This is a genomic window from Microbacterium sp. GW821-FHT01D02 (assembly GCF_059422585.1).
In genome coordinates this window covers 125141-140596 of the sequence record NZ_JBWKXB010000004.1, presented here as the reverse complement: position 1 = coordinate 140596, position 15456 = coordinate 125141, and the positions used below count along the sequence as shown (strand labels likewise).

Here is a 15456-nt window from a genome sequence, read left to right as displayed (position 1 = left end):
GTCAGGTGGTGCCGGGCCCCGGCATCGCCTCGATCCGTCGGGCGAGCAGGTCCGGACGCTGCAGCGGGATGCCATGGCCGCACCCGTCCACCACGTCGAGCTCGCTGTGGGGGAGCACGGCGTGAAGCACAGTGGCCGATCGCGCCATCAGCTTCTTCTCCCGCGCGCCCACGAGGATCAGCGCCGAGCCGGGGAACGCCGACCAGGAGGCGGGTGGGACGAAGCGGAGGTTCTCCTCGACCGCGGCGAGCAGCGTCTGGCGGGAGATCATCGCCGACGTCTGCACGTAATCGGCCAGATGCTCCTCCGGCACGAAGAGCTCGCGGGCCTGGAGACGCGCGAACCACTCCCTCCGCGCGAGACCCGCGGTCGCCCCGAGCAGCGCCAGAGTCGGTCCGACGGCACGCATCGGCACGGCCTGCGCGCTGACGACGACCACACGCTCGACGAGATCGGGCCGCTCGGCAGCGAGCAGGACGGCGAGCTGCGCGCCCAGGGAGAATCCGACGACCGTGGCGGACTGATCGACGGACTCGAGGATGCGCGCGAGCGCCTCGACCGTCTCCCGATGCGAGACGTAGGGCACATGCGCGCTGCGACCGTGACCGGGGAGATCGGGCACGAGCACCCGGCGGTCCGCGGGCAGGTGCGCGCGCAGCGGGTCCCACATCCAGCCGGCGACACCGCCCCCGTGCAGGAGCAGGAGCGGTCGAGCGCCCGCGGGCCCGGAGGTCTCCAGATGCATCGTCAGTCTCCTTCGAACGTCGCGGCCATCCGGCCGATGGTCTCGATCGCGCTCTCCAGCTGCGCGCGATCCAGGGGACCGAGCAGGCGAGCGGCCGAGAGCAACCCGATCGTCGTGCTCGACAGGGCGAGCGCGAGGGCCTGCGGATCGACGTCGGCCACGATCCGACCCCGCTCCTGCAGATCCCGGAACCAGGCGATCACCCGTTCGTGACGTGCGCGGTAGCGGCCGTCCGTCACCTCGAGGACGTGGGCGCCGAGCACGCCCTGATCGTCGAGGAACGCCGCCGTCATCAGCGGGTCGTCGAGCAGCGCTCGCGCGGTCGCCCGGCACGCCTCGCTGAGACGCGGGTCGTCGCCGTACTCGCGACGCACCCGCTCGGCCATGCGCGCGTTCCCGCGCTGCAGCACCGCATCGAGGATGTCGTGCTTGCCCGAGAACTCCAGGTACACCGCGCCCTTGCCGACACCGGCCCGGTCGGCGATCGCGGCCACGCTCATCGCGTCGAAGCCGTGGGCGAGCACGAGCGCCTCGGTCGCGTCGAGGATGCGCTCGCGTCGGTCAGGCACGCGGGGTCGGGGCATCATCCCTCCTCAGGTGGTCGATCATCGCGGGGATGACGAGGTCGGGGCGGTCGCGCTGCACCCAGTGGCCGGCGCCGGGGACGGTCAGCAGCGCGCCGGCGGGGAGCAGGTCGGCGGCGCTCTTGACGCGTGCGAGGGGGACGCCGCTGTCGCGATCCCCGTGCACCAGGAGGACCGGCGTGCGCAGGGACGGCAGCCGATCCGTGTACACGGTGCGCAGTTGGTTCCAGAGCACCTGGTCGCGCTGCCATTCGCCGAAGACCTCCAGCCCGGTCCCGGTTGACGCCTCGGTGAGCACCGCGTCCACGAGCGCGGGTGTGCGCGACGCCGGTTCACGGACCAGATCGCGGAGTGCACGCTCCATCGCGGGCCGGCTGTGCGCGTACGAGCGGGTCATCCTGGCGAGCAGCCCGGTGCGCAGCAGGAGGAAGGAGGTGAGATGCGTCGTCGGACCCAGGAAGCCGTCGGCGAGGCGGGGCATCAGCCCGTAGCACCCGAGGAGGACGGCGGTCCGCGCGCGGCCCGGCTGATCCAGGAGGTGCCCGACTGCCATCCCGCCGCCGAGCGACAGACCCGCGACGGCGTAGTCGGCGAGGCCGAGTGCGTCGACGAGCTCCGCGACGTGGCGCACGAGTCGTTCCTGCGTGAGCGTCCATCCCGCACGAGGGCTCTGCCCGAACCCGGGGTGGTCGGGGGCGAGTACGCGATGTCCAGCCTCCGCGAGGGCCGGACCGACCTCGCCCCAGGACAGCTCGGCGCTGTCGGCGCCGCCGCCGTGCAGGAGCAGCACCGGCGGGCCCGTCTCCGCGGCCGGGCGCCATTCCCGGACCGACACCGTGGCGTGCGGCAGGGCGATCGTCGTGCGTCGGGAGTCCATGACTTCCTCTCGTTGTGACCAGAATAGCCGCTTTGGTCACAACGAGAGCGGGTCAGGGCGAGAGCGGGTCAGGACGAGCGCTCCTCCGCGGCAGCCTTCTGGGCGGCACGGAGCTCGGCGGTCGCGGTCTGCACCTCGACCTCGGCGCGCTGCATGCGGCGCTGCGCGAACGTCGTCGCCGCGAACCGTGCGTGCACGCGATCCGAGGTCTCCTCCTCGGCGGTCACGATGTACGCGCAGGCGAACAGCATCACCTGGGCGGAGAAGTTCAGCCAGATCAGCAGCGCCAGCAGCGAGGCGAACGAGGCGAGCAGCGGGTTGCTCGTCGCGCCGCCGACGAACAGTCCGGACAGCTCCTGCAGCACGAGGAGCCCGAAGGCGCCGAGCAGGGCGCCCGACCACAGCGACCGCGCCGACGGGCGCACGCCCGAGAGCAGACGGAAGACGCCGATGATGAGCGCCGTGTCGAGCGCGAAGACGACGAGGAGCGACACGAGCCGGACGGTCCAGGCCGCGACGGGGGAGTCCTCCGGGATGCCGAGCAGACCGGTGATCCAGGTGACCCCGAGCTGGCCGGCGAAGGTGAGGAACGCCGAGACGACGAAGGCGAGCCCGATGCCGAGGGCGAGCGCGAGGTTGCGCAGGATCACCCAGATCCACAGGATGTCGTCCTGCAGCGTCCCGGCGAGCACGCGCACGGCGGTGCGCAGCGACCCGATCGCGCCCAGAGCGGAGCCGATGAGGGCGACCAGCGAGATGATGCCGGCGATCGACAGCGACGCGGGGGCGTTCAGGGCGTCCGTGCCGATCACGCCGTCCTTGCCGATGAGCCCCGGCACGGCCGACTGCACGGCGTCGATGATCGCCTGCCACGCGACCGGGTTGCCGGCGAGCCACAGCGCCGCGATCGAGAACCCCAGCAGCACACCGGCGAACACGCTGAAGAGCGCGCGGTAGGTGACGCTGTCGGCGAGCATCGGGCCGCGTCGCTCGCTGTAGAGCAGGGCCGCGCGCACCGGGCGCCGGGCGAGCGCCCAGGCGATGAGCGGGCCGGTGTTGCGCGCGACGAGCCCGGGGCGCGCGGGGGCTTCGGTTCGTGATTCGGTGTTCGTCACGCCCCCACCCTAGGAGGCCGAGACGAACCGGCGCAGGGGGCTTGACGCCGCGCGTCACCGTGACCAGGGGGATCCGGCCGGTGCCCTAGAATCGGGTCAGCCTCGATGTGCGCGCCCCGCCCGAGATCCTTCCCACGATTGGTGATCAGTGCTTCTCCCTGCCGATTCGCTCGCTCCGGAATGGCTCGTCGTCCCCGAGGACGCGAACGATCTGGCCGACGGCGTGTGGCCGGCCTCCGCCGTGCGGGACGCCGAGGGAGCCCTCGACATCGCCGGCATCAGCGCCACGACGCTCGCCCGCACGTACGGCACCCCGTTGCTCGTGCTCGACGAGGACGAGGTCCGCGGTCGCGCGAGGCAGTTCCGGGGCGCGTTCGACCGGGCGGCGGCCGACAACGGCACGACCGCTCAGGTCTACTACGCGGGCAAGGCGTTCCTCTGCACGACGGTCGCGCGCTGGGTCGTCGACGAGGGACTGCGCGTGGACGTCTGCACCGGGGGAGAGCTCGCCGTCGCCCTCGCCGCCGGGGTCGCGCCGGCGTCCATCGGCTTCCACGGCAACAACAAGTCCGTCGCCGAGCTCGAGCGTGCGGTGGAGGTCGGCGTCGGCACGATCATCGTCGACAGCGCGATCGAGATCGAGCGCCTCGCCGCCATCACGGCCCGCACCGGAGCCACGCAGCGCGTGCTGGTCCGCGTCATCAGCGGCGTCCACGCCGAGACGCACGACTTCCTCGCCACGGCGCACGAGGATCAGAAGTTCGGCTTCCCGCTCCCTGACGCCGAGAAGGCCGTCGCCCGGATCCGCGAGATCCCCGGCCTGGTGTTCGCCGGGCTGCACTGCCACATCGGTTCCCAGATCTTCGGTGTCGCGGGCTTCCGCGAGTCCGCATCCCGCGTGCTCGATCTGCATGCCACCCTGCTCGAAGCCGGGCCCGTCCCGCAGCTCAACCTCGGCGGCGGGTTCGGCATCGCCTACACGCGCATCGACGACCCCACCCCGATCGACGAGCTCGCGTCCGAGATCGTGGCCGCGGTGGCCGAGGGCTGCGCCGCACGCGGCATCGCCGTCCCCGCGCTGTCGTTCGAGCCCGGTCGCGCCATCGTCGGCACCGCCGGCGTCACGATCTACGAGGTCGGCACCACGAAGGACGTGACCATCGACTCCGGTGCCGTGCGTCGCTACATCAGCGTCGACGGCGGGATGAGCGACAACGCCCGCACCGCGCTCTACGGGGCGCAGTACTCCGCACGCCTGGCCTCGCGCGCCGGGACGGGCGAGCCGCGCCTGAGCCGCGTGGTCGGCAAGCACTGCGAGTCGGGCGACATCGTCGTCGACCACGAGTACCTGCCCGCCGATCTCGTACCGGGCGATCTGCTCGCCGTGCCGGCGACGGGCGCCTACTGCGTCTCGCTCTCGAGCAACTACAACCACGTGCCGCGACCGCCGGTCGTCGCCGTCCGCGACGGACGGTCGACGATCATCGTGCGCGGCGAGACGATCGACGATCTGCTGGCCCGCGACGCGGGCATCGACGGGGCGAACGCCCCCGAGGGAGACCGATGACCCACCCCCGAAGGAGCAACCATGACTGACTACCGACGACTTCGTGTGGCATTGCTGGGCGCCGGAGCGGTCGGCTCGCAGGTCGCGGCCCTCCTGCTGCGCCACGGCGACGAGCTGGCCGACCGAGCGGGCGCCGAGCTGGAGCTCGCCGGCATCGCGGTGCGCGACGTGGATGCGCCGCGCGATGTGGAGCTGCCCAAGGAGCTCTTCACCACCGATGCCGAGTCCCTGATCGTGGGCGCCGACATCGTGATCGAGCTCATCGGCGGCATCGAGCCGGCGCGCACGAGCATCCTCCAGGCGATCGGCTCCGGTGCCGACGTCGTCACCGCCAACAAGGCGCTGCTGGCGACCCACGGTCCCGAGCTGTTCGAGGCCGCCGACCGGGTGGGCGCCTCCGTGTACTACGAGGCCGCCGCCGCCGGGGCGATCCCGATCATCCGTCCGCTGCGCGACTCGCTCGCGGGGGACCGCGTCGTGCGCATCATGGGCATCGTGAACGGCACCACGAACTACATCCTCGACCGGATGGACACGGAGGGCGCCGACTTCGCCGACGTGCTGGCGGATGCCCAGCGTCTCGGGTACGCCGAGGCCGACCCGACCGCCGACGTCGAGGGATACGACGCCGCGCAGAAGGCGGCCATCCTCGCCAGCCTCGCGTTCCACACCGCCGTGCCGCTCGAGGCCGTCTACCGTGAGGGCATCACCTCGATCACGGCCTCCATGATCGAGGAGGCCCGCGCCGCCGGCTTCGTCATCAAGCTGCTCGCCGTCTGCGAGCGCATCGAGGCGAACGGCGCCGAGTCGATCTCGGTGCGCGTGTACCCGGCCCTGGTGCCGAACTCGCACCCCCTCGCCTCCGTGCACGGCGCCAACAACGCGGTCTTCGTCGAGGCCGAGGCCGCCGGATCCCTCATGTTCTACGGCGCCGGAGCGGGTGGCGTGCAGACCGCGTCCGCCGTGCTCGGCGACGTCGTCTCCGCCGCCCGACGTCACATCGCCGGCGGCGTCGGAGTGGGCGAGTCCACCCGTGCGAACCTGCCGGTCGTGCCGATCGGGCACGTCACCACCCGCTACCAGATCACCCTCGAGGTCTCCGACGCGCCGGGCGTGCTCGCCACGGTCGCCGGCATCCTCAGCGACGGCGGCGTCTCGGTCGCGACGGTCGTGCAGACCGTCGAGGGCGAGGACGAGCCGACCGCGCGCCTGATCATCGGCACCCACCGCGCGACCGAGCAGGCGCTCAGCGCGACGGTCGACTCTCTGGCCGACAGCGCCGTCGTGGCGAAGGTCGTGTCTGTGCTCCGGGTGGAAGGCGAGTGACGATGGCCGAAGCGCTCGCCTCCGTCGACGGGTACGCGTTCGAGGGACGCACCGTCGAGGTGCGGGTGCCCGCGACGAGCGCGAACCTCGGACCGGGCTTCGACACGCTGGGTCTGGCGCTCAGCGTCTACGACACGCTCCAGGTCACGGCGCTGCCCGCGGGCGAGCTCGAGATCGAGGTGACCGGTTCTGGTGCGGGCGAGATCCCGCGCGACGGGTCGAACCTCATCGTGCGCACGATCGACTACGTGTTCGCCGACGCCGGCCGTCCGGCTCCGGGCCTGCGCATCGTCGCCGAGAACGGGGTCCCGCACGGTCGCGGACTCGGGTCGTCCGGTGCCGCAGTCGCCGCCGGAGTGCTCGCGGCGAAGGGGCTGCTCGAGGGCGATGTGGAGATCGACGACGCCGCCCTGCTGCGTCTCGCCACCGAGCTGGAAGGGCATCCCGACAACGTCGCCCCCGCCCTCTTCGGCGGTCTGACGATCGCCTGGATGGGCGAACGAGGCCCCCAGCACAAGAAGCTCCTCGTGCACCGCGGCGTCTCGCCGCTCGTCCTGGTCCCGGCCTACACGATGTCCACCTCTCAGGCGCGGTCGCTGCAGCCGCCGCAGGTGTCCACGGCGGACGCCGTCTTCAACCTCTCGCGTTCCGCCCTGCTGGTCGCCGCCCTGATGCAGAGCCCCGAGCTCCTGTTCGACGCGACGGCGGACCGCCTGCACCAGGACTACCGTGCCGAGGCCATGCCCGAGACGCAGCGCCTCGTCCAGGCGCTCCGCGCGGAGGGCTTCGCTGCCGTCGTCTCCGGTGCCGGGCCGAGCGTCCTCGTGCTCGCCGACGGACCGGGCAGCCGTCAGGACGCGGTCGAGCTGGCCGATCGAGTCACCGACACCCCGTGGGAGGCGCTCCTGCTCGCAGTCGACGTCCGTGGTGGTACAGTGGGGACTCGAGCGGAGGGCTCCACGTAACTACGTGAATCTGGCCCCATTGCAACTCTTGCAAGACCCGCACGCAAACCCCTGAGGCACAAGTGCCGAGGCTGGCTGGCGCCGAGCGTCAGCCCGTGCGATCGTGCGCAGCACCCGTTGTGTGCGTTCAACGCTCATTCCCCATGACATATAAGGGAGTACTCGTGGAGAACCTCTCCGAGACCCAGAACGATCAGTCGGCTCCGGCCGTGGAAGCACCCGCGGCCACCGCGGAGTCGTCGACCGAGACCGCGCCGCGCAAGCGCGCACCGCGTCGCGCGAGCACCGCCACGGCGGCGGCGAAGGCCGAGAAGGCCGAGTCCGCGAAGGCAGAGAAGGCCGAGAAGGCACCGAAGGCGGAGGCCTCGTCCGAGGCTGCTGCCGGCGCCGAGACGGCCGAGGCGGCCCCGAAGGCGAAGGCCCCGCGTCGCAGCCGTGCGAAGAAGGCCGACGCCGAGGCTCCGGCCGCGGACGCCGCGCCCGCGGAGGCACCTGCCGCCGAGAGCGCGACCGAGGCACCGGCCGAGACCGCGCCCAAGACGACCGGACGCGGACGTGGACGCGCCCAGAAGCCGGCCGCCGATGCCGAGGCTCCCGCGGCCAAGCCCGCGACGGACGCCGCAGCCGACGCCGCGCCCGCCGACAACGGCAACGCACAGAGCAACGGCAACACGCAGAACAACGGGTCGCAGAACAACGGCGCCCAGAACGACAACGCGCAGAACAACGGCAACGACGGCGCCGACTCCTCCGACGGTGGCGAGGAGCAGGGCGGACGCGGTCGCAACCGCAGCCGCAGCCGCAACCGCGGACGTGGCCAGAACGGCGCCGCGCAGGAGCAGCAGGCACAGCCCGCGGCCGACGACGACCAGGCCGGTGGCAACAGCCGCAACCGTCAGCGCAACAAGCGCCGCAGCGGCGCCCCGACCGACGAGTTCGACACCGAGATCGGCGAGGACGACGTCCTGATCCCGATCGCCGGCATCCTCGACGTCCTCGACAACTACGCCTTCGTGCGCACGACCGGCTACCTCGCCGGCCCCAGCGACGTGTACGTGTCCCTCGGACAGGTGAAGAAGTACAACCTGCGCAAGGGCGACGCCGTCGTCGGCTCGATCAAGCAGCCCCGCGAGGGCGAGCAGCAGGGCCGCCAGAAGTACAACGCGCTGGTCAAGGTCGACTCGATCAACGGCCTGTCGGTCGACGACGCGGCCACCCGCGTGGAGTTCGGCAAGCTGACCCCGCTCTACCCGCAGGAGCGCCTGCGTCTGGAGACGGCTCCGGAGAAGCTCACGCAGCGGATCATCGACCTGGTCGCCCCGGTCGGCAAGGGCCAGCGCGGTCTCATCGTCGCGCCGCCGAAGGCCGGCAAGACCATCGTCCTGCAGCAGATCGCCAACGCGATCGCGCAGAACAACCCCGAGGTCCACCTCATGGTCGTGCTCGTCGACGAGCGCCCCGAAGAGGTCACCGACATGGAGCGCTCGGTCAAGGGCGAGGTCATCGCCTCGACGTTCGACCGTCCGGCCGAAGACCACACCACGGTCGCGGAGCTCGCCATCGAGCGCGCGAAGCGTCTGGTCGAGCTCGGCCGCGACGTCGTCGTGCTGCTCGACTCGATCACCCGCCTCGGCCGCGCGTACAACCTGGCGGCCCCGGCCTCCGGTCGTGTGCTCACCGGTGGTGTCGACGCCTCGGCGCTGTACCCGCCCAAGCGCTTCTTCGGCGCGGCGCGCAACATCGAGAACGGCGGATCCCTCACGATCCTCGCCACGGCGCTGGTCGAGACCGGCTCCAAGATGGACGAGGTCATCTTCGAGGAGTTCAAGGGCACCGGCAACAGCGAGCTTCGCCTGTCCCGCGCCCTCGCCGACAAGCGCATCTTCCCGGCGGTCGACGTGAACGCGTCCAGCACCCGCCGCGAAGAGATGCTGCTCTCGGCCGACGAGGTCAAGATCACGTGGAAGCTGCGTCGCGCCCTCGCCGGCCTCGACCAGCAGCAGGCCCTCGAGGTCGTGCTCGGCAAGCTCAAGGAGACCAACTCGAACGTCGAGTTCCTCGTGCAGATGCAGAAGTCGATCCCCACGCTGCCCTCGGGCGCGCACGGGCACGACAACAACATCCGCTGAGCGGCTGAGCCGTGTTCGAGTCCGTCCAGACTCTGATCGACGAGCATCGCCGGGTGCAGGAGGAGCTCTCCGACCCGGCGGTGCACGCCGATGCCGCCCGTGCGAAGCGCGTGAACCGTCGCTACGCCGAGCTGTCGCGGATCGTCGCGGCCTATGAGGCCTGGGTCGCCGCGACAGACGACCTGGAGACCGCCCGCGAATTCGCCCGCGAGGACGAGTCGATCGCAGCCGAGATCCCGGCGATGGAGGAGGAGCTGCAGACCTCGCAGGAGCGTCTGCGGCGTCTGCTGATCCCTCGCGATCCCGATGACGCCCGTGACGTGATCATGGAGATCAAAGCGGGGGAGGGCGGCGCGGAGTCCGCGCTGTTCGCCGCCGATCTGCTGCGGATGTACATCCAGTACGCGGCGTCCAAGGGCTGGAAGACGGAGCTGCTCGAGCGCAACGAGTCCGACCTCGGCGGCTACAAGGACGTCCAGGTCGCGATCAAGGGCTCGTCCTCCGATCCCGCGCAGGGCGTCTGGGCCCACCTGAAGTACGAGGGCGGTGTGCACCGCGTGCAGCGCGTCCCCGCGACCGAGTCGCAGGGACGCATCCACACCTCGACCACGGGTGTGCTGGTCTTCCCGGAGGTGGACGAGCCGGAAGAGATCCAGATCGACCAGAACGATCTGAAGATCGACGTGTTCCGCTCCTCCGGGCCCGGCGGGCAGTCCGTGAACACCACGGACTCCGCCGTGCGCATCACGCACGTCCCCACGGGGATCGTCGTCTCCATGCAGAACGAGAAGTCCCAGCTGCAGAACCGCGAGGCGGGCATGCGCGTGCTGCGCGCCCGTCTGCTCGCGCGTCAGCAGGAGGAGCTCGACGCCGCGGCCTCGGACGCCCGCCGATCGCAGATCCGCGGCATGGACCGCTCCGAGCGCATCCGCACGTACAACTTCCCGGAGAACCGGATCGCGGATCACCGCACCGGGTTCAAGGCGTACAACCTCGATCAGGTCATGGACGGCGCTCTCGACCCGCTGATCGAGAGCGCGATCACCGCCGACGAAGAGGCTCGTCTCGCCGCCGTCGGCGCCGATTCCTGACGCCCCGTTCCGCCCCCCGCGGGCCCTGCCGGTATTCAGGCAGGGGCCGGGCATTCGTATACCCTGAAGAGGTCGCAGGTAACACGTTACTGTCGACACTCGTCGATCAGGGCCACGGCCCGGGGGGAACAACACCATGCCCAGAAGCAGAATGTCATCCTTCGTCGCGGCGGCGTTGGGGATCGTACTCGCCGTCACCGGCGTGCTCACCGCCGCAGCCGCGGCGACCGCCGCGACCGAGACCTATCCGGATGCCATCTCCCACGTGGAGCTGTCCTTCGTCGAGGGGGAGGGCGGTCCGACGCGGGTCGGGCAGTGGCTCGTGGTGACGGCCGACTGGGCGGTGCCCGACAGCGCGGTGGGCGGCGAGACCTTCGGCATGACCCTCCCGACCGAGCTCCGCCGCGTCGTCGATGCCGCGTTCGAGCTGAAGAACGCCGCCGGCGACGTGGTCGGGTCGTGCGTGGTCAGCGACGATGACCTGCCCGTGCTCACGTGCACGCTGACCGATTTCGTCAACGACCGGGACGACGTGCACGGAAGCGTGTGGTTCAAGGCGGAGGCCGTCGCGGCGACCACCGCGTCGACGCTCGCGTTCGAGGGCGGCGGCGCGCCGATCCTGGCCGACATCCCCGGCGAGGGCGGCATCGTCCAGCTGCCCGATCGTGCCGTCGTCTCGGCCGCCAAGGTCGGCTGGCAGTCGGCTCAGGACGGCCGTTGGGGCTGGATGATCAGCGTGCCGAGCGGCCTGGCGGAGGACGGCCGGTTCACGGTCGCCGACACCCTCGTGCCGGGCGGCCCCGATGCCGAGAGCCACAGCCTGGTGGGCTCCCTCGACGTCTCCTGGCGGCCGGTCGACGAAGACGGGAACCTCGCCGGTCCCGCCGTCGGCGTGCCCGCTGCGGACATCGTCGAGAACACCTATGCCGCCGGACAGAAGTCGTTCTCGCTCATCGTCGGCAACGTCCCCGCCGACCAGAAGCGCGTCTACCAGATCCAGTACCTCACGGCCCCGGACGGCGCCTTCTTCCGCGGCGACACCTATCGGAACGATGCTCTGGTGCAGTCGACGAAGGCCAGCGGCAGCTTCACCTACACCGGGTTCGGCGGAGGCATCGGCGACGGCGACGCGTACACGCGGTTCTCGATCGCGAAGTCCGTCTCGGGCGACGCGGCGTCGTCGGTCCCGGCGGGCACCGTGTTCACCGTGGAGTACGAGGTGGCCGGCGAGACGCGCACCCTGCCGATCACGGTCGGCGAGGGGAATCGTGCGATGTCGGAGCGCTATCCGATCGGATCGACCTTCGTGATCTCGGAGATCGACATCCCCGCGATCGACGGAGTCGCGTGGGGGACCCACACGATCACGGGTGCAGGGGTCGTGGACAACGGCGACGGCACGTATGCGATCACCCCGGGCAGCAGCGACCCGGTCGCACTGGTGCTCGAGAACGTCGCCGACCGTGCCGCCGTCCCGACGGGGAACCTGTCGGTCACCAAGCACGTCACCGGGGACGGGGCCGCCGTCCTGCCCGACGGCTCCGCCTACACGGTGCACTACGAATACGGCGTGGATGGCGACACGGTGCGGGGCGACCTCTCGATCGCAGACGGCCGGACGACCACGCTTCCCGAGGACATCCCCGTCGGCACTGCCGTGACGCTCACGGAGGCCCGCCCCGCGGATGTCACGGTCGCCGACGGTGTCGTCCAGTACGGCCGCCCGACGTTCCGCGTCGCCGGTGCGGATGTCGGTCCGACCGCGACCGTCACCGTGACCGATGCGTCGCAGCCCGTGGCCGTCACGGTCGAGAACCCGACGGTCGTGCGCCCGCGGACGCCCCCGACGCCCCCGGCGAGCTCGACGCCTCCGGCGCACGCCCCCGCGAACGGTGACCTGGCTCAGACGGGTTCGTCGTTCCCGGCGGGCACGGCGGCCGTCGTCGGTCTCGCTCTGCTGCTGGCCGGTGCGTGGGCGGCCGCACGTCGCTCACGCGCGCGTCACTGACCCGCCCCCAGGACGGCGCCGGGCCATGCTCCTTCGGGGGTGTGACTCGGCGCCGTCGTCGTCTTCGGCGACGCGGATGTCCGTCGGAGCGTCGCTGTCCGCACGCGCGGGGCGTGGGGCGCTAGGCTCAGGCGCGTGATCACACTCCTGTTCCGCGGGTTGATGTACGTCGTGTCCGCCGGTCTCGGCCTCATCGCCGCCGACCTCCTCCTCGACGGGTTCCAGATCGAGTGGGACAAGTGGTGGGGCTTCGTCATCTGCATCCTGATCTTCGCGATCCTGCAGAGCGTGCTCGCGCCGTGGGTCGGAAAGCTCGCCGATCGCTACGCGCCGGTGCTGATGGGAGGCATCGGGATCTTCTCGACGCTCATCTCGCTCGTCGTGGTCGTGCTGCTCCCCATCGGTGGTCTGCGCATCACGGACCTGACCGGCTGGCTGCTCGGGTCGGTCATCGTGTGGCTGATCACCGCGGTCGGCAGTGTCGTGCTCCCGCTGATCTTCCTGCGCAAGAAGGTCGACGCCGCCAAGGGCCGTCGCCGCTAGTCCTGCGCGTCGCCGCTCAGATCGCGTAGTCGGGGGCGGTCAGGAGAGCCCGCGTGTCCTCACCGACGTGGCGCTGTCGAGGCTTGGCAGGAACGCCGACGAGGATGCTGTCCGCCGGGGCGTCGCGAGTGACCACCGCGTTCGCGCCGACCACGGAGCCTGCCCCGATCGTCACGGGACCGAGGATCTTCGCTCCGGCACCGACAGCGACACCGTCCCCGAGGGTGGGGTGCCGCTTGCCCGACGTCCGCGTGCGTCCGCCGAGGGTCACGCCGTGGTACAGCATCACGTCGTCACCCACCTCGCTCGTCTCGCCGATCACGACGCCCATGCCGTGGTCGATGAAGAAGCGGCGTCCGATCCTCGCGCCGGGATGGATCTCGATCCCGGTCAACCAGCGCGAGACCTGGGAGCCGGCGCGCGCGAGCAGCCGCAGCCGGCGCCGCCACAGCGCGTGCGAGACGCGGTGCGCCCAGATGGCGTGGAGTCCCGGATACAGCAGAGCCACCTCGACGGCGCTGCGCGCAGCCGGATCACGGAGGCGAGCCGCCGCGATGTCCTCGCGCATTCGCCCGATCATGCCCATCGACGGTCTCAGTCTTCGCGCAGGTCCTCGAACAGCGCGGTGGAGAGGTAGCGCTCACCGGTGTCCGGGATGACCACGACGATCGTCTTGCCGGCGTTCTCGGGCCGCGCGGCGACCTTCAGTGCTGCGGCGACGGCCGCTCCGGAGGACATGCCGACCAGCAGTCCCTCCTTCGCTGCGAGGTCGCGCGCGACGCGCAGCGACTCCTCGAACTCGGCCGTCAGGATCTCGTCGAGCACCTCGCGGTCGAGCACGTCGGGGACGAAGTTCGGGCCGATGCCCTGGATCTTGTGCGGGCCGGGGTGTCCCTCGGTGAGCACGGGGGAGTCCCTGGGCTCCACGGCGATGACCTGCACGCTGGGCTTCGCTGCCTTCAGTGCCTGGCCGGTGCCGGTCACGGTGCCGCCGGTGCCGACGCCCGCGACGAGGATGTCGACTGCGCCGTCGGTGTCGCGGAGGATCTCCTGTGCCGTGGTCTCGCGGTGGATCTGCGGGTTCGCGGCGTTCTCGAACTGGCGGATCCAGATGGCGCCGGGGGTCTCGGCGACGATGCGCTTGGTCTCCTCGATCGCGCCGCTCATGCCCTTGGTGGGGTCGGTGAGCACGATCTCCGCGCCGAAGGCCTTCAGCAGGACGCGGCGCTCCTTGGACATCGAGGCGGGCATCGTCAGGATGACCCGGTAGCCGCGCGCAGCGCCGACCATCGCCAGGGCGATCCCGGTGTTGCCGCTGGTCGATTCCACGATCGTGCCGCCGGGGGTCAGCTCGCCCGATGCCTCGGCCGCGTTGATCATGGCGATGCCGATGCGGTCCTTCACGCTGGAGGCCGGGTTGTAGTACTCGAGCTTCGCGAGGACGGTGGCTCCCAGGCCCTCGGTCACGCGGTTCAGACGCACGAGCGGGGTGTTGCCGAACGCGGTCGTGATGTCGGAGTGGATGCCGGGCATGAGGAGCCTTCCTGTGCGGGGGTCGCTGCCGGTCCAGCCTACGTGAGGGGGCCTTCGCGGTCGGCTTTGTGACAGCCGTCAGCACTCTACGCTGGAACCCATGCCCGACACCTCCCTCGCCGCGATCGTGCGCGCCGCCGCCCAGCGCCTGGCCGACGCCGGCGTCCCGGATCCTCTGGTCGACGCCGAGCTCCTCGCCGGTCATGCGCTCGATCTTCGCCGCGGCGAGGTGCAGGCCGCGATCATCCGCGGCGACGGGGTCGACGACGACGCGGTGGAGGCGCTGGACGCCCTGGTCGCGCGACGGGCGACCCGTGAGCCCCTGCAGCACATCACCGGGACCGCGCCGTTCCGTCATCTCGAACTGGCGGTCGGACCGGGCGTCTTCGTCCCGCGACCCGAGACCGAGACCGTCGTGCAGTATGCGATCGATGCGCTGCTGAACGCGGCCGACCCCGCCCCGATCGGCATCGATCTCGGCACCGGCAGCGGGGCGATCGCCCTCGCGATGGCCACCGAGGTCCCGCACGCCCGCATCTTCGCCGCCGAGCTCTCGGAGGACGCGCACGCCTGGGCGAGCCGGAACGTCGCCGGTGTCGAGAACCTCACGCTCGTCCTGTCCGATCTGGGGCAGGCGTTCCCCGAGCTGGACGGCACGGCGTCCGTCGTCATCTCGAACCCGCCGTACGTCCCCGACGCCGCGATCCCCCGCGATCCCGAGGTCCGGCTCTTCGACCCCGCGCTGGCGCTCTACGGCGGAGAGGACGGCCTCGACATCGTGCGCGTGCTCAGCTCGCGGGCGCGGGATCTGCTGCGCCCGGGCGGTCTCCTCGTGATCGAGCACGGCGAGCTGCAGGGCGAGGCGATCCGCGAGATCCTCACCGCCGACGGGTGGCGGGCGCCGGCGACGCATCGCGACCTCACGCTGCGCGACCGCGCCACGACTGCGCTCAGGCCCTGATCAGGCGCCTCC

The 15456-nt window shown here is 71.2% G+C and carries 14 protein-coding genes; 8 read left to right on the top strand and 6 right to left on the bottom strand.

The features are described from left to right. Position 1: 1 nt before the first annotated feature. The 4 genes from AC07VM_RS17710 to AC07VM_RS17695 form a co-directional block, all read right to left on the bottom strand. A complete protein-coding gene (locus AC07VM_RS17710) occupies positions 2-745 on the bottom strand; it encodes an alpha/beta fold hydrolase (protein ID WP_494912524.1) in 744 nt (247 codons plus the stop codon). A gap of 2 nt (positions 746-747) precedes the next feature. Further along, on the bottom strand, positions 748-1314 hold the full coding sequence (locus AC07VM_RS17705; RefSeq protein ID WP_494912523.1) for a TetR/AcrR family transcriptional regulator: 567 nt from the start codon (positions 1312-1314) through the stop codon (positions 748-750). After that, positions 1307-2206 (bottom strand): alpha/beta fold hydrolase, encoded by a 900-nt coding sequence (locus tag AC07VM_RS17700; RefSeq protein WP_494912522.1) that lies wholly within the window; start codon positions 2204-2206, stop codon positions 1307-1309. The genes AC07VM_RS17705 and AC07VM_RS17700 overlap by 8 nt, the downstream gene beginning before the upstream one ends. 68 nt (positions 2207-2274) lie before the next feature. After that, complete coding sequence (locus tag AC07VM_RS17695) at positions 2275-3321, bottom strand: YihY/virulence factor BrkB family protein (protein WP_494912521.1); 1047 nt, start codon at positions 3319-3321, stop codon at positions 2275-2277. Positions 3322-3469: 148 nt separating this feature from the next. On the opposite strand from AC07VM_RS17695, the gene lysA reads away from it, so the two are divergent. The 7 genes from lysA to AC07VM_RS17660 all read left to right on the top strand — a co-directional run bounded on the left by lysA (position 3470) and on the right by AC07VM_RS17660 (position 12950). After that, positions 3470-4888 carry a diaminopimelate decarboxylase gene (gene lysA, locus AC07VM_RS17690; protein ID WP_494912520.1) on the top strand — a complete coding sequence of 473 codons (1419 nt, stop codon included), beginning with the start codon at positions 3470-3472 and terminating at the stop codon, positions 4886-4888. A 21-nt stretch (positions 4889-4909) separates the two neighbouring features. After that, the gene (locus AC07VM_RS17685; RefSeq protein ID WP_267418094.1) at positions 4910-6214 is read left to right on the top strand and encodes a homoserine dehydrogenase; all 1305 of its coding nucleotides are present in this window, start codon (positions 4910-4912) and stop codon (positions 6212-6214) included. A gap of 2 nt (positions 6215-6216) precedes the next feature. Continuing rightward, a complete protein-coding gene (thrB, locus tag AC07VM_RS17680; protein ID WP_267418096.1) occupies positions 6217-7179 on the top strand; it encodes a homoserine kinase in 963 nt (320 codons plus the stop codon). A 164-nt stretch (positions 7180-7343) separates the two neighbouring features. Then, positions 7344-9308, top strand: a complete 1965-nt coding sequence (gene rho, locus AC07VM_RS17675; RefSeq protein ID WP_494912519.1) for a transcription termination factor Rho — start codon at positions 7344-7346, stop codon at positions 9306-9308. An 11-nt stretch (positions 9309-9319) separates the two neighbouring features. After that, a complete protein-coding gene (gene prfA, locus AC07VM_RS17670) occupies positions 9320-10399 on the top strand; it encodes a peptide chain release factor 1 (protein WP_267418098.1) in 1080 nt (359 codons plus the stop codon). 151 nt (positions 10400-10550) lie between these two features. Further along, a complete protein-coding gene (locus tag AC07VM_RS17665) occupies positions 10551-12407 on the top strand; it encodes a DUF5979 domain-containing protein (RefSeq protein ID WP_494912517.1) in 1857 nt (618 codons plus the stop codon). A 135-nt stretch (positions 12408-12542) separates the two neighbouring features. Next, positions 12543-12950 (top strand): phage holin family protein, encoded by a 408-nt coding sequence (locus tag AC07VM_RS17660; protein ID WP_267418100.1) that lies wholly within the window; start codon positions 12543-12545, stop codon positions 12948-12950. Between the two features lie 16 nt (positions 12951-12966). Here AC07VM_RS17660 and epsC read toward each other — a convergent pair whose 3' ends face one another. Both epsC and cysK read right to left on the bottom strand, forming a co-directional pair. Continuing rightward, entirely contained in the window at positions 12967-13536 is a 570-nt protein-coding gene (epsC, locus tag AC07VM_RS17655) for a serine O-acetyltransferase EpsC (RefSeq protein ID WP_267418101.1), read from the bottom strand. An 8-nt stretch (positions 13537-13544) separates the two neighbouring features. Next, the gene (cysK, locus tag AC07VM_RS17650) at positions 13545-14483 is read right to left on the bottom strand and encodes a cysteine synthase A (RefSeq protein WP_494912514.1); all 939 of its coding nucleotides are present in this window, start codon (positions 14481-14483) and stop codon (positions 13545-13547) included. Between the two features lie 100 nt (positions 14484-14583). On the opposite strand from cysK, the gene prmC reads away from it, so the two are divergent. Then, entirely contained in the window at positions 14584-15444 is an 861-nt protein-coding gene (gene prmC, locus AC07VM_RS17645; protein ID WP_494912512.1) for a peptide chain release factor N(5)-glutamine methyltransferase, read from the top strand. The last annotated feature ends 12 nt before the right edge of the window (positions 15445-15456 follow it).

Bases quoted from the DNA above. Each gene is read 5' to 3' on its own strand.
- AC07VM_RS17665 (WP_494912517.1), top strand. From the start codon at position 10,551: ATGTCATCCTTCGTCGCGGCGGCGTTGGGGATCGTACTCGCCGTCACC.
- epsC (WP_267418101.1), bottom strand. From the start codon at position 13,536: ATGGGCATGATCGGGCGAATGCGCGAGGACATCGCGGCGGCTCGCCTC.
- AC07VM_RS17700 (WP_494912522.1), bottom strand. From the start codon at position 2,206: ATGGACTCCCGACGCACGACGATCGCCCTGCCGCACGCCACGGTGTCG.
- AC07VM_RS17710 (WP_494912524.1), bottom strand. From the start codon at position 745: ATGCATCTGGAGACCTCCGGGCCCGCGGGCGCTCGACCGCTCCTGCTC.
- prmC (WP_494912512.1), top strand. From the start codon at position 14,584: ATGCCCGACACCTCCCTCGCCGCGATCGTGCGCGCCGCCGCCCAGCGC.
- thrB (WP_267418096.1), top strand. From the start codon at position 6,217: ATGGCCGAAGCGCTCGCCTCCGTCGACGGGTACGCGTTCGAGGGACGC.
- AC07VM_RS17685 (WP_267418094.1), top strand. From the start codon at position 4,910: ATGACTGACTACCGACGACTTCGTGTGGCATTGCTGGGCGCCGGAGCG.
- cysK (WP_494912514.1), bottom strand. From the start codon at position 14,483: ATGCCCGGCATCCACTCCGACATCACGACCGCGTTCGGCAACACCCCG.